Source organism: Rhizobium phaseoli (assembly GCF_010668805.1).
Classification (GTDB): Bacteria; Pseudomonadota; Alphaproteobacteria; order Rhizobiales; family Rhizobiaceae; genus Rhizobium; species Rhizobium phaseoli_A.
On the sequence record NZ_WUFT01000017.1, the window covers coordinates 1 to 20,871 of the forward strand.

The 20,871-nt window shown below is 57.3% G+C and carries 18 protein-coding genes; 7 read left to right on the forward strand and 11 right to left on the reverse strand.

The window, feature by feature from the left end:
- A partial coding sequence (locus tag GR197_RS23545; protein ID WP_164013906.1) for a right-handed parallel beta-helix repeat-containing protein occupies positions 1-1,206 on the reverse strand: 1,206 nt, incomplete at its 3' end.
- Between the two features lie 687 nt (positions 1,207-1,893).
- On the opposite strand from GR197_RS23545, the gene GR197_RS23550 reads away from it, so the two are divergent.
- Positions 1,894-2,604 carry an Ig-like domain-containing protein gene (locus tag GR197_RS23550; protein WP_164013907.1) on the forward strand — a complete coding sequence of 237 codons (711 nt, stop codon included), beginning with the start codon at positions 1,894-1,896 and terminating at the stop codon, positions 2,602-2,604.
- Between the two features lie 119 nt (positions 2,605-2,723).
- On the opposite strand, the gene GR197_RS23555 is transcribed toward GR197_RS23550, so the two are convergent.
- From GR197_RS23555 to GR197_RS23575, 5 genes are all read right to left on the reverse strand, one after another.
- On the reverse strand, positions 2,724-3,428 hold the full coding sequence (locus GR197_RS23555; protein ID WP_164013909.1) for a hypothetical protein: 705 nt from the start codon (positions 3,426-3,428) through the stop codon (positions 2,724-2,726).
- Positions 3,428-5,704, reverse strand: coding sequence for a polysaccharide biosynthesis tyrosine autokinase (locus GR197_RS23560; RefSeq protein WP_164013911.1), 2,277 nt, complete (start codon positions 5,702-5,704; stop codon positions 3,428-3,430). The genes GR197_RS23555 and GR197_RS23560 overlap by 1 nt, the downstream gene beginning before the upstream one ends.
- A gap of 51 nt (positions 5,705-5,755) precedes the next feature.
- Entirely contained in the window at positions 5,756-6,460 is a 705-nt protein-coding gene (locus tag GR197_RS23565; RefSeq protein WP_164013913.1) for a sugar transporter, read from the reverse strand.
- Between the two features lie 79 nt (positions 6,461-6,539).
- On the reverse strand, positions 6,540-7,751 hold the full coding sequence (locus GR197_RS23570) for a polysaccharide biosynthesis/export family protein (protein WP_164014128.1): 1,212 nt from the start codon (positions 7,749-7,751) through the stop codon (positions 6,540-6,542).
- A 298-nt stretch (positions 7,752-8,049) separates the two neighbouring features.
- Complete coding sequence (locus GR197_RS23575) at positions 8,050-9,456, reverse strand: O-antigen ligase family protein (protein WP_164014131.1); 1,407 nt, start codon at positions 9,454-9,456, stop codon at positions 8,050-8,052.
- 304 nt (positions 9,457-9,760) lie between these two features.
- Between GR197_RS23575 and GR197_RS23580 the strand changes: the two genes are divergently transcribed.
- Together GR197_RS23580 and GR197_RS23585 are read left to right on the forward strand one after the other, a co-directional pair.
- Positions 9,761-10,360 (forward strand): transglutaminase-like cysteine peptidase, encoded by a 600-nt coding sequence (locus GR197_RS23580; protein ID WP_164013915.1) that lies wholly within the window; start codon positions 9,761-9,763, stop codon positions 10,358-10,360.
- 269 nt (positions 10,361-10,629) lie between these two features.
- A complete protein-coding gene (locus GR197_RS23585) occupies positions 10,630-11,958 on the forward strand; it encodes a UDP-glucose dehydrogenase family protein (RefSeq protein ID WP_164013917.1) in 1,329 nt (442 codons plus the stop codon).
- Positions 11,959-12,069: 111 nt separating this feature from the next.
- Here the strand turns inward: GR197_RS23585 and GR197_RS23590 are convergent, their stop codons facing one another.
- Positions 12,070-12,855 (reverse strand): metallophosphoesterase, encoded by a 786-nt coding sequence (locus GR197_RS23590; protein ID WP_164013919.1) that lies wholly within the window; start codon positions 12,853-12,855, stop codon positions 12,070-12,072.
- A 676-nt stretch (positions 12,856-13,531) separates the two neighbouring features.
- On the opposite strand from GR197_RS23590, the gene GR197_RS23595 reads away from it, so the two are divergent.
- On the forward strand, positions 13,532-13,735 hold the full coding sequence (locus tag GR197_RS23595; protein ID WP_007630795.1) for a KTSC domain-containing protein: 204 nt from the start codon (positions 13,532-13,534) through the stop codon (positions 13,733-13,735).
- A gap of 80 nt (positions 13,736-13,815) precedes the next feature.
- On the opposite strand, the gene GR197_RS23600 is transcribed toward GR197_RS23595, so the two are convergent.
- The 3 genes from GR197_RS23600 to ung form a co-directional block, all read right to left on the reverse strand.
- Complete coding sequence (locus GR197_RS23600) at positions 13,816-14,421, reverse strand: alpha/beta hydrolase (protein ID WP_164013921.1); 606 nt, start codon at positions 14,419-14,421, stop codon at positions 13,816-13,818.
- Positions 14,422-14,432: 11 nt separating this feature from the next.
- The gene (locus GR197_RS23605; protein ID WP_164013923.1) at positions 14,433-15,365 is read right to left on the reverse strand and encodes a VOC family protein; all 933 of its coding nucleotides are present in this window, start codon (positions 15,363-15,365) and stop codon (positions 14,433-14,435) included.
- Positions 15,366-15,495: 130 nt separating this feature from the next.
- Positions 15,496-16,203, reverse strand: coding sequence for a uracil-DNA glycosylase (ung, locus tag GR197_RS23610; protein ID WP_164013925.1), 708 nt, complete (start codon positions 16,201-16,203; stop codon positions 15,496-15,498).
- Between the two features lie 236 nt (positions 16,204-16,439).
- Here ung and GR197_RS23615 point away from each other — a divergent pair, with 236 nt between their 5' ends.
- From GR197_RS23615 to GR197_RS23625, 3 genes are all read left to right on the forward strand, one after another.
- Positions 16,440-17,864, forward strand: coding sequence for a phosphomannomutase (locus GR197_RS23615; protein WP_164013927.1), 1,425 nt, complete (start codon positions 16,440-16,442; stop codon positions 17,862-17,864).
- Between the two features lie 38 nt (positions 17,865-17,902).
- The gene (locus GR197_RS23620) at positions 17,903-19,330 is read left to right on the forward strand and encodes a mannose-1-phosphate guanylyltransferase/mannose-6-phosphate isomerase (protein WP_164013929.1); all 1,428 of its coding nucleotides are present in this window, start codon (positions 17,903-17,905) and stop codon (positions 19,328-19,330) included.
- A gap of 135 nt (positions 19,331-19,465) precedes the next feature.
- Positions 19,466-19,771 (forward strand): hypothetical protein, encoded by a 306-nt coding sequence (locus tag GR197_RS23625; protein WP_164014133.1) that lies wholly within the window; start codon positions 19,466-19,468, stop codon positions 19,769-19,771.
- Positions 19,772-19,786: 15 nt separating this feature from the next.
- Here the strand turns inward: GR197_RS23625 and GR197_RS23630 are convergent, their stop codons facing one another.
- Entirely contained in the window at positions 19,787-20,743 is a 957-nt protein-coding gene (locus tag GR197_RS23630) for an endonuclease/exonuclease/phosphatase family protein (protein ID WP_164013932.1), read from the reverse strand.
- Between the last annotated feature and the right edge of the window lie 128 nt (positions 20,744-20,871).

Genomic DNA, 20,871 nt, shown 5'->3' on the forward strand with positions numbered 1-20,871 from the left:
GGTGCTATGTTGCGGCGGCGCCGCCAATTCCGCAGGGTGATCGACCACCGGTTCGGCAGGCACCTGCTCGTGGTTCGACGGCGTACCGCCATTCGCGCTACCGGCAGCGCTGTCGAGCTCGGCCTGGGCTTGCTCGAACGTCTTGTTCTCGCCAACAAAGAACGTGTTCTGCGCGGCGATCGCCGCCGGCATCGTCAGCGTCAATACGTCGCTGTCTATAATATTATCATGGAAGGAGCCCGACGCAGGCCGGTCGACCTTAAGCGCCGAAGAGGACAGATCGTCAAAGACGTTGTCATGAACATCGATATTCTCGCGAATATAGACGGGGTTGCCGGCGGCGCTGACCAGAACTCCATACACCCCGCCATGGATATAATTCCCGCTGATGTCATAGTTTTTCGCATCGCCCTGATCGCCAAGGCCGATGCCATAGGACCAGCTGTAGCCGCCATATCCCGAGATATTGTTATCGTGGATGGCTATATTGGTGCCTGCCTGCGCACTCAAGCCGAAGCCGCCGCCGATGAGCGTGTTACCCTCGACCACGGCATCATGAGCTCGGATCAGCACCAGGACACCCTTGGCGCTATTGGTTTGCGTTTGCTCCAGATGATTGTCCTTGACGAGAATGTTGCTGCTGTCGTTGAGCTGAATGGCGTCTGCCGCGCTGCCCTGGGCGTTGGTGACGGTGTTGTTGATCAAGGTGACGCCGTTGACCTTTTCCATCCAAATCCCATCGGAATGGACGCCGGTCAGCGTGCTGTTCTCGATGGTGATGTTCTGGCTGCTTTGGAAACTGACCGATCCCGGCTTTCCGGCAAGGCCCGTATTCGTCACCTCGACATTCCGCACGACCCAGTTGGACACGTTCCCTGCATATATCGCGTTCGCGCCGGTATCGGCGATCTTGATATTCTCGATAACGATATTCGAGGCCTTGGAACCGTGGATACCGTCATTGCTGCTGTGAATGACCGGTGCGTCGCCAAGACCGTAGCTGCCGATCGTGATCGGAGCAGTGACGCTTCCGGAATATTTCAAATCGAATTGCTCATTGAACACGCTTCCGGCAGCGAGCAGCACACTATCGCCGGGGTTCAGCCTTAGGAACTCGACGGCGGACAATGTCGCAAAAGCCGAATTCTCCGCGGTTCCGCTATTGTGGTCGGATCCAGTCGCTGAATTCACGTAGTAGACGGTCATGCTCTGATCTCCCGGAGGTAATGGAAATCTTCTAAGCCCGCCTCTCTCTCCGTCAGCTAAAATGAAACACTAAAATTCTTTCTATTTGTCGATATTCTTGATCGCAGGAGGTACTTTCTTCGTCCTTAAGGTATTTTTCAGGGCGCAAAAGTTGCAACGCACAACAGAAATGTATTTTTACTAGAATTTAAGTTCGATAGCAGTCCATTTTGCGTAAGCCGGCGGGTTGCCGTGATCATGCCGCCCCAACTGCGAAGGTTCTCCCCAGCATATCCTACAATGGAAATGACAGTGATGAACTTGATATGATGTGAGATGGGTATCGAGACAACGCGACAAAATCACCAAAAGAGATTGCTAGCTCAATGTGATTATTTGACAATTTCATCTACGTGGAAGTGAATATCTGTATTCTCATTGATTGCCTCAGAATAAAATTCTGCACATTCCGAAGAAATATATGCAACCCGGCGTTTACGCCGCGTATTCACTTATTATTAATGCACCAAGATGCCGGTGTTGCATCCTATTACTCCGATAGTATGTGTGCCATTATTGCATATAGGGCACTCTAATGTTCATATCATGTTAATCTCAGCCTTGACTCTCTGTATTAATATATCCTTAATCCTACTCGCCGCTAAGGTTTAAATTGGCCAGCGAAGATCAATTCAAGGAGAGACAACAATGGCTATTCACGCAACCGACGATACTGCAACATTCCTGGAAACCGACGTCATCTCGGGAAACCTGCTGAGCAACGATTCATCTGACAACGGCCACCTGTTCCTTCGCGCATTCGACCAGCAGAGCGTTGGCGCCAAGCAAGGCAACAGCCAGGTTACTGAAATCCAGGGCGACTACGGCACCTTCTTCGTCAAGCCGGACGGCAGCTACACCTATGTTCTGAGCGCTGCTGCCAAGGTCAACTTCACCAATGGTGAATTGCTCCAGGAAAAGGTCTCGTACAAGATCTCCGACGGCAGCGGTCATACCGATGTCGGTCTGTTCACCCTGAATATTCAGGGCGTCACCCAGGTTAAGCCGATCGCTGTCGACGACCACTACAGCTTCAACGAAGGCAGCCCCATCGGCGGCAATGCTCTCGACAACGACATTCCCGGCGACAACGGACATCTCTTCCTCCGCCAGTTCGCGGGCACGAACGTCAACGGCAACCCCAGCGCAACCACCGACGTCGCCGGCACCTATGGCACGTTCCATGTCAAGGCCGACGGCTCATTCACCTATGATCTGGCAGCAGATATCGCCCCGGGCGAGCACGTCACGGAAACCATCCAGTATTATAAGATCTCCGACGGCCAAGGTCACACGGATGCCGGCGTTCTGACGCTCAATATCACGGGCACGGATTTTGTCTCGGGCGCCACCGTCTGATCGTATATAGCCGATCAATAAACAACGCCCGCCGCGCAAACGGCGGGCGTTTTTGCCCATCAAGCCTTGTATATGGCCGTCTTGAGTCTCGAACCGTCCTCACAGAAATCTGCCGACGGTTACTTGCTGCAGCGCTGTCGGAATCGCGCTGTCGCTCCGTCCCCAACGCCCGCCCAGGTTCGGTCGAAGATGGGGCGAAGTTGTGGGCTGATGACCTTAATGGTGGCATTGACCCTGCAACGGTCGCCAAGTTTCAGCATTGTCGTGAGATCGCTATCGAGCGCAGTCTTTGCCGCTGAAAGCGTAGCGTCAGTAAAATCGTTCCAGAAATAAAACCGGGTCAGAACCATCGACTCGTCGTAGGGCGCAAGAGCAACCGAACGCTTCATCATTCCGGCAATCGAAATCGGCTCTTCCGCAATCACAGACTGGACGGCGGCGAGACGAAGCCAAAAATTACTGTTCGTTGGCATGCACGAAACCGCATGCTGTAGAAAGTGACGGGCACCCGATGCTGCCGCAGCCCAGGCGTCATAGTCGACATTGATATTCTGCCGATCGAGGTGCGCCAGGACGAGAGTAACGCCAGGAGCCACGATGTCGGATCGGCAATAATGTCCGTCAACCACGGCGACGGTCCGCGCCGCGTATTTGGCGGTGACGTCATTCGCGACGGTATCACCACGCTCAATCCTTTCCGCGACGATCGAGATGCTGGCCGTTCTTATCGAAGCGTACAGCTCCCGACCGGCCAGCATCGCAAAGACGACAGTGACAACAACGAAAGCAATCCTGGCAACAGAAACGAACTGGCCGCGAAGCATCAGCTTTCAGTGTAGTATCGCGAGTAGCGCTTATAATAATACTCGCTGGAGCCGAATGTGCGGTAAAGCTTCATCTGCGACGGGTCGACCTTGGTCAATATCGCACCAACGCATTTCGCATAGAGTTCCGGCTCGGACAGCAGGGTGGACTGCACGACCTTGCGCGATGTTTTCCCCCACTCGATAACGAAAACCACCGCATCAAGCTTCGAGTTGATGGCGCGCGCATCCACAACCGGCGCCAGGGGCGGCAGGTCGACAATAATGTAGTCGAAGCTTTGACGCGCCGTTTCGAGAAGCTGATCCATGCCGCGTGAGGCGAGCAACTCAGAGGAATGCGGGACACGATACCTTGCAACCGTCGGCAGAAATGCAAGCTTGGTTCTCGGATCGAGAAGGATCAGATCCTTGAGCGGACGGCCATCGACGATCGCCTCGAGCAAGCCGGCCTCCGCATGACGGCCGATTGCCCGGGTTGAACCGGGATTCCGCATGTCGCCGTCGATAAGCAGGCAACGGGCGCCCTGCATTGCTAGAAGCTTGGCAAAATTGATGGAAGTCGTCGACTTCCCCTCTCCGGGCAGGCTCGACACCACGCCGATGACCTTGCAGCGCTGATCGGCCGCACTGAGGTCAATCGCGATCTTGGCGCTCCGAAGCGTCTCGGCAAACGCCGAGAGCGGGTGCTCCTCGACATAGGTCGTGGTCTTGCTACCTCTGGCGATGCTTCGCGGATTGCTCGGATCGACGAGGGAGGGATCATCGACGTTATCTTCAACCAGCGGCATGACGCCCAGCGACTCGACATCGAGTACTTCCTTGATGTCGTCGCCGGTGCGGAAGAACCGATCCCGGAATTCCCGGAAAGCGCCTATGCCGCTTCCGACCGCACATCCGAGGAACATCGCAAAAGCGACGACGAGGGCTCTCTTCGGCGCACTCGGCTTCGTTGGAGTTTCCGCCATCGTGATGATGCGGGCAGCCGTGATCGGGAAACTCTGCTGCTGAATTGCTTCCTGATAGCGCGTCAGGAAGCTCTGATAAAGATTCTTGTAGGTGTCGCGCGTGCGCTCGAGTTCGCGAACCTGCACCTGCGTTTCGCCAGCCGTCGCGGCAACGCCCGTCGCCTGTGTGACGCTGTCACGCAAGGAATTTTCCCGGGACTTCGCGACCTGCAACTCGCTTTGATAGCTCTCGGCGATGCGGTTCAACTCATCGAACATGAGTCTCTTATATTCTTCCATCTCGGCACGAAGCCGAACCGCCTGGACGTGATCGGGACCGAGCCGCGCCTCAATTTCGGTTTCGAGCTTGGAAGCCTCCAGATATTTCTTGCGCAATTCGTTCGAAATGGAGCTGTCGAGCACATCTGTGACGATCGCATCGGTCTGCTTGGCGTCGATGATCGATTTGACGCGGTTATATTTTGCCTCTGCCTTCGCTGTCTCGGCCTGGGCATTGATCAATTGCGTGTTTATCTCGGAAAGCTGCTGCTCGCTGATCAGCGTGCCAGCTCCGGCTTCGACAAGCCCATGCTCGCTGCGGAATTTCTGAACCGCAAGGTCGGTATCCAGCGCCTGCTGCCGGAGTTCTTCGATACGCTCCTGCAGCCATTGCCCGGCGCGGCGTGTCGCCTCATATTTCGAATTGAGTTTATCGACCATATAGACGTCGGCAATGGCCGCTGCGATCTCACGCGCCATATCCGGCGACTGCGAGGTATAACTGACATCGAGCACGTAGGATTTGCCGACACGCTCGACATCGATATTGCCGGCCACGGTTTCTGCTGCGTTCCGCCGCAGCATTTTCGGATCCGGCGCTACTGCCGCGTCATCGGCAAACCATGACCTGAAATTCACCAGGGATTTCAGCGTTGCGACCGAAAACAGCGAATTCCGCTGTGCATTGAACACTGGGTCGTCGACCAGTTTCAGCTTATCGACGACGGCATAGGCGATCGTGTCGGACTTCAACAACTCGACCTGACTGAGGACAGTACCTTCGTCATCGTCCATCTGGCCGAAATCGGCCAGCTGCTTGATCACCTGATTGTCGCTGCGGTCGATCAGCACGCTTGTGTCGGCGGTGTAGACCGGCACAGAAGTCAGCACATACACAATGCCGAGAATGGCGAAGGCGAAAGCGCAGGCCGCGACCATCCGCCACTGTCGCCGGGCAATGGCGATCAGCTTGTCGAAATCGATGATGTCAGCTTCGTTTCCCGTATCGCGGGAGGGGTCGATACGTGGCGTAAGTTTATCTGGCGATAGCAATTTCGATCTCCAACTAAGGCGTCAAGCGCCAAGATCTACGGGCAATTCCAGCTATTGTATGACGGGAGTGCTCGGACTGGTCGATCCCGTCGGGTCGGTGGACGACTGCCCTCCCCCATTTACGGTGAGGAATGTCCTTGTGGTCGTCGAGGACGAGTTATCGCCGTCACCGGCGTTCGAGACCAACGAACCGGCAGTCGTCGCGGCGCCCTCGAAGGGCGTGCCATCATCCGATCCAGGACCTGTCTGCCCAATCGACCCCGTATTGCCGATGCCGGCTGCGGCAGACGCACTTCCACCCGGGCCGAGCGCTGCAGTACCGCCTTCGGCGAGGACCTTCGCAAAGGCGGCGAGCAACGGCGCAAGGTTGGGATCGGCACTTGCCGCATCGGCGACAGCCTTTTCGATCGCCAGCTTGAACTGCGGGTCCGTCACCTGGCAGCTGTTTGCCGCCCGTCCGAGACCGGAGCCGATCGCCGCCATCTGTGCGGCATCGGCCTTCTTGGCCTGCTCGATCACCGGCGACAAAGCGTCGTTGCTGCTGCCGACCAGCGCGCGAACACGCGATGACAGAACCAACGGATCGGACATGTCGAGCAGAACCGCGGGGTTAGCCGTGAAACCAGTAACATCGACCGAAGTCAGATTTGCCGGACCCAGGCAAGCGGCCGCAAAGGCGCTCGAAGTCATGCCGGCAAACATCGCGACGACAATTCCGCTATACGCAAGCTTACGATAAACAGCTGACCTTGCCATAACACAGTCCTTCATCAAATCCGCTATATAGGCCGCCGGCATCGATCACTCGCGATCGATGCCGGCTTGCCTATTTCAATCAATTTCCGAGATCCTCGACCGCGTTGCGGGTATCTTTCGCATCGTCGGCCACGCCGGATACAGTGGACGATACCGAGTTTACGATGTCAAGGAACTTGACCAGTTCAACAGAGTCCGAATTGGAAATATAGATAATATCCTTGTCTTCCATCTTGAATTGCTGAACGGCAAACAAGGTTGCCGGATCGCGAAGATTCGCGCGGACGATCACCGGAACCGTCTCGCCTGCAAATCTCGTCGTGTCCACGTGCATCGCCTGAACCGTTTTCTTTGGAACAAGGCGATAGAGCAGGACCTGAGCCGGATCGGCGCGGTCGTCGCGCAGACCGCCCGCCTTGGCAATTGCCTCTCCAAGGGTCAGGTCAGACTCTTCGAAATCAAAGCGGCCACTGGTGCCTGCGGCGCCGAGCATAAGATAGGTGCGGCGCTCATGGTCGATCGAAATCGTATCATCCGGCGCAACATAGATATTTTCCACCGGATTCTTCAGCAGCGTGCTGTAGGCGACGGTTGCAGTCTTGCCGCGGCGCTGCAGCGTCACATTCGTTTCGATATTGTTGGTCGTCAAACCGCCCGCTGCGGAAATAACGTCGAGAACGCGCTCACCGGCCGGGCTGATCTGGACGCGCTGGGGATTATTGACGTCGCCGAGCACAGCAACCTGGCTGGAGCGACTGGTCGTTGTCGTGATAACCACCTGCGGCTCGATCGCACGGCTCGCCAGACGATCCTCGACGTCCTGCTCCACGGTCTCCTTGAGGCGACCGGCAGCCGGAACCCGACCCGCATAGGGGATTGTGATCGTTCCGTTTCTATCGATGGTCTGCTCCGGCAGAGAGATGTAATTGCCGGGTCGGCTACCAGCATCGGACGGAATGAAAAGACCACCGGACTGAGCTTCGAAGATGGCGACCTGAACGACGTCACCGAAACCGAGTGGAATTTCAGGCGCCCCGCCTCGGCCGCCACCAAACCCCTTGAATGAAGTCGGCTGAGGAGCGGTAAAATATGTCAGAACGTTCTTGCTGAGATCAATGAGAGCGTAGTCGATTCCGACACGACGCTCCTTCGTTGTCACTTTCACCGCCGCATCTCGATCAACGTCTTTGTGATCGGGACCGGATCTTGGCAACGAGGTGCAGCTTGCCAATATAGTCGTTAGCGCTACAACAATGGCGACGCGTGTACTACCGATACGAGAACAACCCATAGAATAACCTGTGTTGACGCCCCTGAAGCTACTGCCCCGCAATCTGACAAAATACAAGACAATCCCCGATCTACAATCACTGAAAGCCGATTAACATTCTCTAACTGTGGCAAGCTGGCAACGACCAGCACCTCAAGGAAGCGAAAACGGCCCAATCCCGGCTCTTCTGGCGCCGACAATAATCTAAAGGCTAGACCCGCTATAAAATCTCTTCCGTTTCAGAGTCAACAGCGCGGTACCCGCGCAATCGGCATTTTCGAAAAACCTTCATAAAAAACATCCATTTAAAAGAACCAGCTCATATTGCCGCATCCGCCTCCCCATGGTTGCGCCCAAGGCTAATCGCCACAACCGCACTCAGGAAGGCGGAGAAAAATACGGCGAAACCCGGTATTTGCAGCGAGAAATCGACCGCCGCGTGAAGAGCGACCAAAACCGTCGCCGCCAGGCCGAGAAGAACATAATGCCTGAGGCGTCGCCTTTGAGCGAGCCCCTGCCAGAACACCCTGGCAAGGACAGAGAAGACTAGGATCGCCGCAATCGGAAACAAGATCCCCAGCCCCAGAAATCCTTCGAGATAGAAATTGTGCGCTCGATCAAAGATCCCGAAAATTCCGCAGGCCGGATCGCGGTAGGCAGAAAATACGGTCCGGAAGGTTCCAAGGCCGGTCCCGGTTAACCAATGATCCGAGATGGCGCGCCATATGCCCGGCAGGATGCAGAAACGATCATCATCCTCGAGCCGCCGCTCTTGTGCGCGCAAAATCGCCTGACCGGCAAACACCGTCAGCAGCAGGACGACGAAAACAATTGCCGACAGGAGCTTCAGCATGGAATGCCATCTTGGCGCCGGTCTTAAATGTCGCCTCGAGGCGTTCCAATTGATGACAAGCCACGGAAAATAGATGAGAGCGGCAACAAAGGTCGCAAATATCCCAGCGCGCGAGCGGGTTAGCATCAGCGCGGTGAAACAGGCGCACAACAGCAGGACGTAGACCCACGATTTCAAGACAAGAGTGTTTCGGCCTGGCTCGCCGGGCGGGTGGTTTGTATAGGAACGGGCAATGTCTCTGACCAGGGTCAGCATCAGCAGCGTTCCAAGCCCAAGGAAGGTCGCGGCGGTGTTGCGATTGACGAAGACCGCGGTGAGGCTGTCGAGGTAGGCGTGTTTCTCCACGACAATCAATATTTTGGGAAACAGCGAAAACTGCAGCAGGCAGAAAACAGCAATGCCGCCCGCAGAAAGCCCGAGGAAGGTCAACACTTTCCTCGCGCGCTGATCGGTATCGCATAACAGAAGCCCCGTCAGGAACGTAACGAAGGGCAGCGCCACCGACAGGATCGACGCCAGCGTGTCGGCCGGTTCGACCGAGATTGCCGCGTACTCGACACCTGACAGGTCACGCGCAGCACTCCAGGCCGGATTTGCCAGCCAGTTGGAAGGCAGTTCGATGATCTGGATGAACGCCCAGCCTGTCACCACGACGAGTATCAACAGAGCGCTGCTGAAAACCCATCTGCTTTGTCTTGGCTCTCCGACCAGCAGTGCCGAAATGGCACCGAGGGTAAACATGCCGATCGCGGCAAAGGCAAAGGGAAAGGGCGTGACGCTTCCGAACGGAATGAGCGTCAGTATAACGAGGCCGATAAAGGCAAAGAGAAGAGCCTCTCGCAAGACCTGCCTGTTGATGAGGTTGGATAACATTCGATCTCTTCGCCAGCGAGCGGCAATGGCAGGATTACAACCCGAGCGGTTAATATACACGTACTAACATAAGTTGCATATCAACGGTTTGCGTGTTAAAGTGTAACAGAATTTCACATCGTTTAAAATTGTCCCGAAAGACTTAAGCCAATCGAGACAAGCCCCGGCTATGCTCCGTCAAGCAGCAAGAACGGGATAGACGTTCTGCAGTCAATACTTGGCAGATCACGAAATCGCCATGCCATTGACTGAGAAAAAAGGCAAGCCTGATCTCAATCGGTTGCCCTGAACGGGGATTTAACAGATGAAGAAAACACTCGTTACACTTCTGGCACTGGCCCTTACAGCGGGTAGTACTTGTTCGGCGTTTGCCGCCGGTCCAGCAGGTTTCGCCCGAGGTTTGAACGGCAGTTCGGCGGTCAGCTATATCTCTGAAAAAGGCAAGATCATTCCGCCCTTCGCCCAGGTGTTGTTCTGTGCTCAGAACCCGTCCGAATGCCGAGACAACAACGGTCTGTCGGTCGTCGCGCTCACCGATGAGCAAATGCTGCAGTTGAAGAACGTGAACGGCACCGTCAATCGTACGATGATCGGCCGAAACGATTCCCGCACCGAATTGAACGGTGATGTCTGGAAGGTGAATGTCCGTAGCGGCGACTGCGAAGATTTCGCACTCACCAAGCGCAGCCGGCTGATCGCGATGGGCTGGTCGTCACGCGCTTTGCGAATCGCGACGGCATTTACACCCTCCGGTGAAGGGCATGCCGTCCTGGTGGTCAGGACCGACAAGGGCGACCTCGTGCTCGACAACAGGCAAAGCAGCATCAAGAACTGGCGGGACACAGATTTGCGCTGGGACAAGATTCAATCGGGAACAGATCCCTATGTCTGGTATCGGCTGTGACCGCGGGCGCGCCAAAATAAACTGAACGCACCTTCTTCGAGATCGAAGTCGAGCCGCTCTGACGAACGGCTCGACTTGTCATATTGCCCCCACAGACCTATGTTTTTTGGCATCGACGGGGCCGCCGACAGAAAGCTGCAGTGCTCCAAGTTCGATCTCCGGTGTGGGTATCAAGCGATCTTCGATATTGTCTTTTCGCCCAGATTAAGTATGACGGTCGCCATGCTGCGACGCAGCATGACGTTCTACTCTAATGATTTGAGGGAAATATGCGCATCACGATGATTGGATCAGGCTATGTCGGCCTCGTTTCAGGCGTTTGCTTTGCGGATTTCGGCCACGACGTCATCTGCGTCGACAAGGATCTGAGTAAGATCGAAGCCCTTCGCGACGGCCGCATTCCGATCTTCGAGCCGGGTCTGGAGCAATTGGTCGCCGAAAATACCAGCACTGGCCGCCTGTCGTTTTCGACGGATGTCGGCGAAAGCGTCCGCAGCGCCGATGTCGTGTTTATCGCGGTCGGCACACCATCGCGGCGCGGCGACGGCCACGCGGATCTTTCCTATGTCTACGCCGCTGCGCGCGAAATAGCGACTTACGTGGAAGGCTTCACCGTTATCGTCACCAAGTCGACGGTGCCGGTCGGCACCGGCGACGAAGTCGAGCGCATCATGCGCGAAACCAATCCTGCGGCGGATGTCGCCGTCGTTTCCAATCCGGAGTTCCTGCGCGAAGGCGCGGCGATCGAAGATTTCAAGCGTCCCGACCGTATCGTCATCGGGCTGAATGACGATCGGGCGCGCGAAACCATGACCGAGGTCTATCGGCCGCTTTATCTCAACCAGGCACCCCTGGTCTTCACCACCCGCCGCACGTCGGAACTGATCAAATACGCGGCCAATGCATTCCTCGCCATGAAGATTACCTTCATCAACGAGATTGCCGATCTCTGCGAGCGGGTCGACGCAAACGTCCAGGACGTTTCGCGCGGCATCGGTCTCGATGGCCGTATCGGCGCCAAATTCCTGCATGCAGGGCCAGGTTACGGCGGCTCGTGCTTCCCCAAGGATACGCTTGCTCTTGCCAAGACGGCGCAGGATTTCGACGCGCCGGTCCGTCTCATCGAGACGACGATTTCGATCAACGACAACCGCAAGCGGGCGATGGGACGCAAGGTCATTTCGGCCGTCGGCGGTGATATTCGCGGCAAGAAGATTGCCATCCTCGGCCTGACCTTCAAGCCGAACACCGACGACATGCGCGACAGCCCGGCGATTGCCGTCATCCAGACCTTGCAGGACGCCGGCGCCCAGGTGGTCGGCTACGATCCCGAGGGCATGGAGAATGCCCGCAAGGTGATCGAGAACATCGAATATGCGAGCGGTCCCTATGAAGCGGCCGCTGGTGCGGATGCGCTCGTCATCGTCACCGAATGGAACCAGTTCCGCGCACTCGATTTCAATCGCCTGAAGCAGTCGATGCGCGCCCCGGTCCTGGTCGACCTGCGCAATATCTACCGCAGCGACGAGGTTCGCAAACACGGCTTTACCTATACGGGCATCGGCACCAATCTCTATCAGGAATCGACAAACGCCTGACAGGTTCCGATGAACCGGTAATTGTCCTGACGCCGCGGAGCAAAATCCCGCGGCGTTTGGTTTTTGGAGTACCGCGCCGAAAGCCTGAATGGTCGGGTCACGCCTGCAGATCTAATTGAGGATCCCGACCCGCGTCCCTTTTATCGTCAGCACGGTCAGCCGGCCCGTTGCCGAAACCGCGGTGTCGATACCGATTCGTTGCGGGCCGAATGTCGGGATTCGTGCCGGGGTATGCCCATGGATGACGAGGACGGGAAGCTGCGGTCCTTCATCCAGGAAGGGTTGACGGATCCACATCAGATCGCTGTCTTTCTGCTTCTTGAGGTCGATGCCCGGTTTGACGCCGGCATGGACGAAGACCACCCTTCCCATCCGCAGCATGATCGGCAGCGATTCGAGGAATTCGATGTGACGCTCGGGGATCATGTTGCGAATGACGCGGGCAATCATTTCGCTTCCGGCCGCCGACTGCAGCAGATGCTCGATATCGATACCGTATGAATGCAAGGTCTCCGTCCCGGCAAAACCCAGCCATTCAAGAATGCGCGCCGGTTTGCGATAAAGCTTCACCAGCTCCGCGTCGTGATTGCCGCACAGCGCGAAGCGCTGAAATCCCGGCGGCGGGGTCTTGCTCAGGAACTCCAGCACCGCGCTCGAATCAGGCCCGCGGTCGACATAATCGCCGAGCAAGAGGATAAGTTTCGGCCCCTGAATACGCGCGGCGTCGTCCTCGATGCGGCGATGCGCCTCGACAAGCTCGTTATAACATCCGTGAACATCGCTCATCGCGTACACCGCAGCGAAGTCGCCTTCGGCAAACGTCAGCCGAGCGCGCCCTTTGCGGTTAGCGGCCAGTATCGGTATCTGTCGTCGCCACGGCCCGAGATAGTTAAACATGTAACCCGTTTATGCGATCCGATAGCACACGAGGCTATCGGATAAGCTCCATTCCTTATCCATCCCTGCGTGGGATGAAGCTCAGTGTTCAAAAAGAAGTAGGCCTGATCACGGCCTTTTGGAAATTGTAACCGGAACCGGTTGCGATATTCGAAACGAAATAATCCGTCGCTATTTGCTGCGCCGGCTGGGCCGAGTTGGCGCCTCCATCGCTGCCGAAACCGCCTCCTCCGCACGGGACACCGCACCTTCGCATCGAATCAATCCTCACATCGCCACCTTTGCAGATCGGCTTTCCGAGGCACCCGTTCGCCGCTCACGCGACGCGCCTGCTAGAAACGCCAGTTGTAGTCGGTCATTTTAGAAGGCGTCACGGCTATTATTGCGCAGCATTTTGGTATGCGATGGTTAATTCAGCGTTAAATCAAATTACTGGTTCCGTAAGCGGCTGTGTCAATCACCGGCTCTCCAAGCGAGAGAACTTCTGGCAATCGGATTTCCACAGGCAATGCCGCCTGAAAAGCTGCAAAAATCAACTATAGCGAGAGCCGACGTAAAAAAATAAACGCTTAAGATTATCGTGCTTGACGCTGCCGCGGCGCCGCATAATGATGGCGCATTGCAGCGTGAATGACATCCTTCACCAAATCTCAGATCAAAAACTGCGGGGTGCGAAGTGGAAACTGCGGTTGATTCGAAACTTATCGAGGCGATCACCTACGACGAAGACAGCCGGCATCTACGGGTCTATCTGACAAACGGTCAGAGGCGAGAATATGAAGGCGTCCCCAAGGGCGTCGTCGTCGGATTGACGATGGCGGAATCCCCGGGAAATTTTTATATGACGGCAATCAGAGGTAAATATCCTCCCCGTCCCTAAGGATCTATCATCTCAGCCGAGATGCGGGACCGGCATTTACCGGCCCCGCAATCAGCACCACCGCGTAGCGGCACATTCCATCAATAGCCACTGAAGAAATCGCGAACTGCATTGATCTCGAGCGGCGTAATCTCATGGCCGCCGGGATGCCATACCGTCCTGACATCAGCCCCGCGATCTTTCAGATGCTCCGACAGCGCCTCGGTCACGGGGACAGAAGCGATCGGATCCCGCTGGCCGGCCGTCACCAGCACCTTTCTCCCCGCGAGCGTTGCCTGGGCTTCGGGCTGAAACGGAATGAGCGGGTGCATCAAAACCGCAGCATCGAAGATACCCTTCTCGATCAGCACATTGGCAAGAATGTTTGCGCCGTTCGAAAAACCCAGGCCGAGAATCTGGGAAGCCTGGTGCGCCTCAGCCAATGCCCTGACATAAGCGGCCATCTTCTCCGTCGCCCGTGAAAGGTCGGCCATGTCGTAGACCCCCTCCCCGGTGCGCCGGAAGAACCGCGCCGCGCCATGTTCGGAAACGTCGCCGCGCGGCGAGACAACCGTCGCTTCGGGCAGCAGGCGTCGGCCGAAATCGAAGAACTGGTTCTCGTCGCCACCGGTGCCGTGCAACACCAGCAGAATGGGTTTATCAGGTGCACCGGCATGCAGCCGGTGCACATATCCAGCTTCGGTCATGTCGCCTCTCCTTACGCTTCGAGCGGCTGCAGGTGTTGCTCGAGCAGCGCGCGAAGATGGGCGTGCTGCTGCGGCAGTTTCAGAGCTTCGCCGAGGTGGGCCGTATCCTCATCGCGGTCAAAGCCCGGCTCATTGGTCGCGACCTCGAACAGCACACCGCCCGGCGTGCGGAAATAGATCGCCCAGAAATAATCGCGGTCGATCACCGGGGTAACCTGATAGCCGGTGTCCATCAGCGCCTTGCGCACTTCGAGTTGCTTCTCGCGATTTTCGACGGCGAAGGCGACGTGGTGGACGGAACCGGCGCCCGGAAGAGCGCGGGCAATATTCGGCATGGTCTCGAGATCGATGAGATGCGCGCCGTTGCCGTCAGGCTTGATCAGCCGCTTGACGCCGTCCCGTTCCTCGCCGACCTCGTAGCCCATGAACTTCAGGAGTTCGGCGGTGGCGCCTTCATCCCGCAGGCGCATGGCGACGGAATGGAAGCCGCGAATGGCGTGGTCTTCGCTGATGCCGGCATGTGTCCAGGCTTGACGGGCATCGTCCCTGACCTCGACGAGCGCAAAACCGTCACCGTCGGGGCCGGAAAAATTCAGGCGTTTCTCGCCGAAGCTTTCCTCGGCCTTCAGCCCGCCGATGTTCAACGTGCTGAAACGATCGCTCCAGAAGCCAAGCGAGCCTTGCGGAACGGAAAACACCGTCGTGCCGACCTCCCCTGTGCCCGGACGGCCCTGCGCCATCTTCGGGAATGGGAAATAGGTCATGACAGTGCCCGGCGCACCGGTCTCATCACCATAATAGAGATGATAGACGTCAGGTGCGTCGAAGTTCACCGTCTTCTTGACGCGGCGCAAGCCAAGCGCATTGGTGAAGAACTGGTTGTTGGTACGGGCGTCCTCCGCCATTGACGTGACGTGGTGCAGACCCTTGATCTGATCGAGCATGTGAGACCCCTTTCTTGCCCGCGGTCCGCGGGCTTTCGATGAGGCTAAGATGCGCGCTGAGGCTCACTGCGAACAGACCCGTATACCAAAACGCATTGTCTTCTTTTAGTGAACAAAGACCGCCGCGCGTTCACAGTTCGGCATCGTGGGGATCGACCGGCAATTGCCAGTCGATCGGCTCGCGTCCCCGCGATTGCAGGAAGCCATTCGCCTTCGAAAAATGCCCGCAGCCGAAAAACCCGCTATGAGCCGAAAGCGGCGAGGGATGCGGCGCCCTGAGCACGAGATGCCGCGTCGTATCGACGAAGGCGGCTTTGCGCTGGGCATAAGAGCCCCAGAGCATGAAGACGACGGATTCGCATTCGTCGTTGATTTTGCGGATGACGGCGTCGGTGAAGCGCTCCCACCCCTTGCCCTGATGGGCCGCAGCCTGCCCTTCCTCGACGGTCAGCACGCTGTTTAGCAGCAGCACGCCCTGTCTTGCCCAATGTTCGAGAAAACCGTGACGCGCTGGCGCGATGCCGAGATCCGTCTGCATCTCCTTGTAGATATTGACGAGGGACGGCGGGATGCGAACGCCCGGCCGCACGCTGAAGCACAGCCCATGGGCTTGCCCCAACCCGTGATAGGGATCCTGGCCGAGAATGACGACCTTGACGCTGGAGATCGGCGTCAGGTCGAGGGCGCGGAAATACTCGCTGCCGCGGGGGAAAATCCGTTTACCGGCCTGCTTTTGCGTCACAAGAAAGGATTTGAGTTGCTGCATATAGGGGCTGGAGAACTCCGCCGCCAAGGCGGCCTTCCAGCTCTCTTCGAGACTGACTGACGTATCGCTCATCCAGCAAACCCTTCGCATATGACGAAACAACGGACACACGGTTCTAACAAAATCGATCTACGCTGCAATGCCTGCCCGCTCGGCAATGGGTCTACGCCTTTGGGATAGGCGAGAGAAGATTGCGAGAGGCTGTCCGAGGCACGGTTGTCCGTGTTTAACTATATGACGTCTTCGGTATTTACGCCGGCAGGCGGCCTGAGTAGAACCTTGATCATAAACCGGGGACATGTCTTCAAATGAAATTCGGCACGAGCGGCCTTCGCGGACTTTCAGTGGATCTCAAGGGACGCGCTTCTGCGCTTTATGCGACGGCGTTCGGCAAATATCTGCTGCAGACCGGCAAGGCGAAGGTCGGCGATGCCATTCTGATCGGCCGCGATTTTCGCGATTCAAGCCCCGATATTTCGGGAAATTGTGCCGGCGCACTCGCCACGCTCGGCTTCCGGGTATTCGACTGCGGCAATGTCCCGACGCCCGCCCTTGCCCTCTATGGTCTCGAGAGCATCGCGGCATGTCTGATGGTCACCGGTTCGCATATTCCGGCGGACCGCAACGGCATCAAGTTCTATCGCCCGGACGGCGAGATCGACAAATCGGACGAGGCTCATATCACCACATCGGCGGCCGAGATCGAACGAACAGGCGAGCCCGTTGCAGAGGCACCGGCCATGACCGAAGATCATGAAGCGATCTGCCGGCAGCTCTTTTTCCAACGCAATGCCGCCCTGCTGCCGCAAGGCGCGCTATCCGGTCTGAAGATCGGCGTCTACCAGCACAGCACCGTCGCCCGCGACCTGCTGGTTGACATTCTCGCCCATTACGGCGCCGAGATCACCGCTCTCGGGCGTTCGGAGAGTTTCATTCCCGTCGACACCGAAGCCGTTTCCGAGGAGACGGTGACACTGATGAAGCACTGGGTGTCCGAGCATAAATTCGATGCGATCGTCTCGACCGATGGCGACGGTGACCGCCCGCTGGTCACCGACGAAACCGGCACGCCGTTGCGCGGCGACCTTCTCGGCCTTGTCGCAGCCAATTTTCTCGGCGCCGGCACGGTGGTGACACCGGTTACCTCCAATTCCGGCATCGAGGCGGCGGGCTCGTTCACCGTCAGGCGCACTCGGGTCGGCTCGCCCTTCGTCATCGCGGCCATGGAAGAGGCCGTGGCGGCCGGCGAGGATCATGTCATGGGCTTTGAGGCCAATGGCGGGCTGCTGACCGCAACCCCTTTCGATATCAACGGCCAAAATGTACGCGCCTTGCCGACGCGCGACTGTTTTCTCCCGATGCTCGCGATCCTGTCGCTGGCCGCCGTTCGCCGGCAGCCGCTCTCGGCCATTGCCGCCTCCTATCACCTGCCCTTTGCCGCTGCCGATCGCCTGGAGAATTTTCCGGTTGAGACGAGTGCTGCGCTGATGGAACATCTGCGCGCCTCCAATGAAAACCTTGCCGCCTTCCTGCAGCCGGTCGGCGAAGTAGCGACGAAATCCGACGTCGACGGACTGCGCGTGACGCTGAGAGACGGCAGGATCATGCATTTCCGCCCCTCCGGCAATGCGCCGGAAATGCGCTGTTACGTCGAAGCCAGGAGCGAAACTGCGGCCCTGGATCTGCTGAAGACAGGGCTCACCCAAATAACGGACTGGGCAGACGCCCGCTAAAACATGCCACGAACAAGCTTTTTTTAAGGAACCCGCCTATGACGCAGAAAATCGTTCCCGTGATCATGGCCGGCGGCAAAGGCACGCGGCTCTGGCCGCTTTCCCGTGCCACCGCCCCGAAACAGTTCATCCAGTTCGTCGGCAACAAGACGCTGTTTCAGGAGACGCTCGAACGCGTTTCCAACCCGGAGCTCTATGAGGCCCCGATCATCGTCACCAATGAGGAATTTCGCTTTCTGGTCGCCGAGCAGGCCCGCACGCTAGGCGTCCCGCTCGCCGCGGTGCTGCTTGAACCGGTCGCCCGCAACACCGCCGCAGCGGTGGCCGCCGCTGCAACACTTGCCACTGAGCTTTTCGGCAAGAGCACCATCATCCAGATGCTCGCCTCCGATCACGAGATCCTCGCCGACGACAGCTATTTCGATTGCATCCGCATCGCCCGGAATGCCGCAGCCGACGGCAAGCTCGTCACCTTCGGCATCAGCCCCACCGAGCCGGCGACCGGTTACGGCTATATCGAGATCGGTGATGCGCTCGGAAACGGCGCCCACAAGGTCAGCCGTTTTGTGGAAAAACCGGCATTGGAAAAGGCCGAGCAGATGCTTGCCGACGGCGGCTTCTATTGGAACTCCGGCATCTTCATGTTCCCGGTGGCGGAACTCATCGACGAACTGCAGGAATATGCGCCCGATGTGCTGAAGGCAGCGAGCAAGGCCGTTTCCAAGGCAAGCCGCGACCTCGACTTTACCCGTCTCGACGCCGACCATTTCGCCAAGAGCCCCGATATCTCAATCGACTACGCGATCATGGAAAAGACCTCCAAGGCCGCCGTCGTCCCCTCGCCGTTCAAGTGGTCTGATATGGGAAGCTGGGATGCTGTTTGGAAATCAGGCGTCCGCGACGACAACGGCAATGTCGCCGCCGCAAACACCACCGTCGTCAACACGCGCAACTCGCTGGTCATGACCCACGGCGTGCATCTTGCCGTCCAGGGCATGGAGGATGTCGCCGTCATTGCCAGCGAGGACGCCGTCTATGTCGGACCGCTCAAAGACAGCCAGAATGTCGGGCAATTGGTCAAGATGCTGGCCTCCTCTTCCGCCACGGCGAAATTCACCGAAACCCACCCGACATCCTATCGTCCCTGGGGCGGCTATACCTCGATCTTCAACGGCGATCGCTTCCAGGTGAAGCGCATCTTCGTGACGCCGGGCAAGAAGCTTTCGCTGCAAAAACACCACCATCGCTCCGAACACTGGGTCGTCGTCAAGGGAACCGCCGAGGTGACGGTCGGCGAGACCGTGCGGATGCTGCGCGAAAACGAGAGCGTCTATATTCCGCTCGGCGAAGTCCATCGTCTGGCCAACCCCGGCAAGATCCTCCTCGAACTGATCGAAGTGCAGACGGGCTCCTATCTCGGCGAGGACGACATCATCCGCATCGTCGATGAGTTCGGAAGAACGTAAAGTCGCAGCCAAAACGATGGGGCGCGTCCAAACAATTGGACGCTTCTCCGGCACGACCGCCATCGCTGTTGAATTCGCTATCGGAATTCTCGTAGAATGGGCGTACCGAAAGACATGACTGGAGATATCTCCCTGATGCGCATCTTGCCCGCCCTCGCCGGATTTCTTTCAATCATGGTACCGGGAATGGCGTTTGCCGAAACCGCAAAGATGCGAACCGCAAGCGAAGCTGAAATTCGCGAGCACCTGCCCGGCACGTCGGAACTGAAAGAAAGCAGCAACGGTTACGAATATCGCAAAGGCAACGCCAACGGCTATAAAATAACCAATGGCCAAGTGTGCGTCCGGTTTCCCAACAAGTCGACCGACTGCGTCAGCGTGAAGACCGACGGCGAGAAATTTCAGATGATCGACAAAAAAGGCGGCAGAACGAAATTTTGACTTTCGCCGGCAAGCTTATTTTGCCGGTGAGGTTTCGCCGCCCTTGTCGAGGACGAATTCGGCGATCAGGCCTGAATGGTTCGAGCCAAGACTGTCATCGAGACGTTTCAGCGATGTCAGATGAAGCGGCGCACGCGCAAATATGTGATCGATGGCGATCCCGAGCAAGCCGGCGCCGACCGGCCATGTTGCCGGTTCCGGCACGATCGTCTTCAGCTTCTGCTCGCGCAGGAAACCCTGGATGCTCGGGGCGATCACCGAGGAGTTGAAATCACCTGACAGCACCAGAGGACCGTCGATCGATCCAAGCGTTTTAGCGAGATCTTGCAATTCAGTCATCTGGAAATCGTCGAAATAGGGTTTGGTCAGGTGCGCCGAAACCAGATTGATGGTTTCGCCGCCGAACTCGACGCTCGATATGACCAGCCTGTTTTTTCGCAGACTGCCCATGCTTGCGACCTGTCGGCTGACGAACGGGCGTTTCGACAGAACCAGCGTATCGCACGTATCCTTCCCGCTATCGCAGCCGATGTGATAGGGATAGGCCTTGAACAGTTGCTGCAGATGGAACGTTAGCGGCTTGGCTTCGAGCAAATTGACGACATCGGCATTCGACGCAATCACCATATCGGTGATTGCAGTCGAGTTTTTCCAGTTGTCGATCGCGATATTGAACGACATCAGCCGAAAAAGTGGCGGCCTGTCCGTGCCTGCCTCGTCCTGCGAAAACTCGCGCAGCGCGATGACGCCGTGAACAATGAGAAGAAGCGAGGCAAACAGAAGGACGAAGCCGTAGATCTGTCCCCTGACAGCCAGAATGACAAGGCTGGCGGCAACAAAGAGGACGGCGAAATGAACCTGAAAGCTATAGAGGAAGGACAGCAGCCAGAAATTCGTGACAAAGCGTAGAGACACGATCGCGATCGCAACGGTCAGAAACGCACAGAGAATCCAATAAATTATCTCTCTCATCGATCCTGACCTGCTTGCAGCCGACCGGCCGGCCATAACATGCAGGCCCACATGTCGCAATGCAGCATAATGGCCGATGACCCCGCTAGCCTTCAGATGAGATCGACGACCTCTCCGTCATCCGGCAA

Excerpts from the sequence above, each read along its gene's own strand:
- GR197_RS23555 (WP_164013909.1), bottom strand. The coding sequence starts at position 3,428 with ATGCTTCGCGGCCAGTTCGTTTCTGTTGCCAGGATTGCTTTCGTTGTT.
- GR197_RS23615 (WP_164013927.1), top strand. The coding sequence starts at position 16,440 with ATGAAATTCGGCACGAGCGGCCTTCGCGGACTTTCAGTGGATCTCAAG.
- GR197_RS23565 (WP_164013913.1), bottom strand. The coding sequence starts at position 6,460 with ATGGCAAGGTCAGCTGTTTATCGTAAGCTTGCGTATAGCGGAATTGTC.
- GR197_RS23620 (WP_164013929.1), top strand. The coding sequence starts at position 17,903 with ATGACGCAGAAAATCGTTCCCGTGATCATGGCCGGCGGCAAAGGCACG.
- GR197_RS23590 (WP_164013919.1), bottom strand. The coding sequence starts at position 12,855 with ATGTTTAACTATCTCGGGCCGTGGCGACGACAGATACCGATACTGGCC.
- GR197_RS23585 (WP_164013917.1), top strand. The coding sequence starts at position 10,630 with ATGCGCATCACGATGATTGGATCAGGCTATGTCGGCCTCGTTTCAGGC.
- GR197_RS23570 (WP_164014128.1), bottom strand. The coding sequence starts at position 7,751 with ATGGGTTGTTCTCGTATCGGTAGTACACGCGTCGCCATTGTTGTAGCG.
- GR197_RS23625 (WP_164014133.1), top strand. The coding sequence starts at position 19,466 with ATGCGCATCTTGCCCGCCCTCGCCGGATTTCTTTCAATCATGGTACCG.
- GR197_RS23605 (WP_164013923.1), bottom strand. The coding sequence starts at position 15,365 with ATGCTCGATCAGATCAAGGGTCTGCACCACGTCACGTCAATGGCGGAG.
- GR197_RS23575 (WP_164014131.1), bottom strand. The coding sequence starts at position 9,456 with ATGTTATCCAACCTCATCAACAGGCAGGTCTTGCGAGAGGCTCTTCTC.
- GR197_RS23630 (WP_164013932.1), bottom strand. The coding sequence starts at position 20,743 with ATGAGAGAGATAATTTATTGGATTCTCTGTGCGTTTCTGACCGTTGCG.
- ung (WP_164013925.1), bottom strand. The coding sequence starts at position 16,203 with ATGAGCGATACGTCAGTCAGTCTCGAAGAGAGCTGGAAGGCCGCCTTG.
- GR197_RS23550 (WP_164013907.1), top strand. The coding sequence starts at position 1,894 with ATGGCTATTCACGCAACCGACGATACTGCAACATTCCTGGAAACCGAC.
- GR197_RS23600 (WP_164013921.1), bottom strand. The coding sequence starts at position 14,421 with ATGACCGAAGCTGGATATGTGCACCGGCTGCATGCCGGTGCACCTGAT.
- GR197_RS23580 (WP_164013915.1), top strand. The coding sequence starts at position 9,761 with ATGAAGAAAACACTCGTTACACTTCTGGCACTGGCCCTTACAGCGGGT.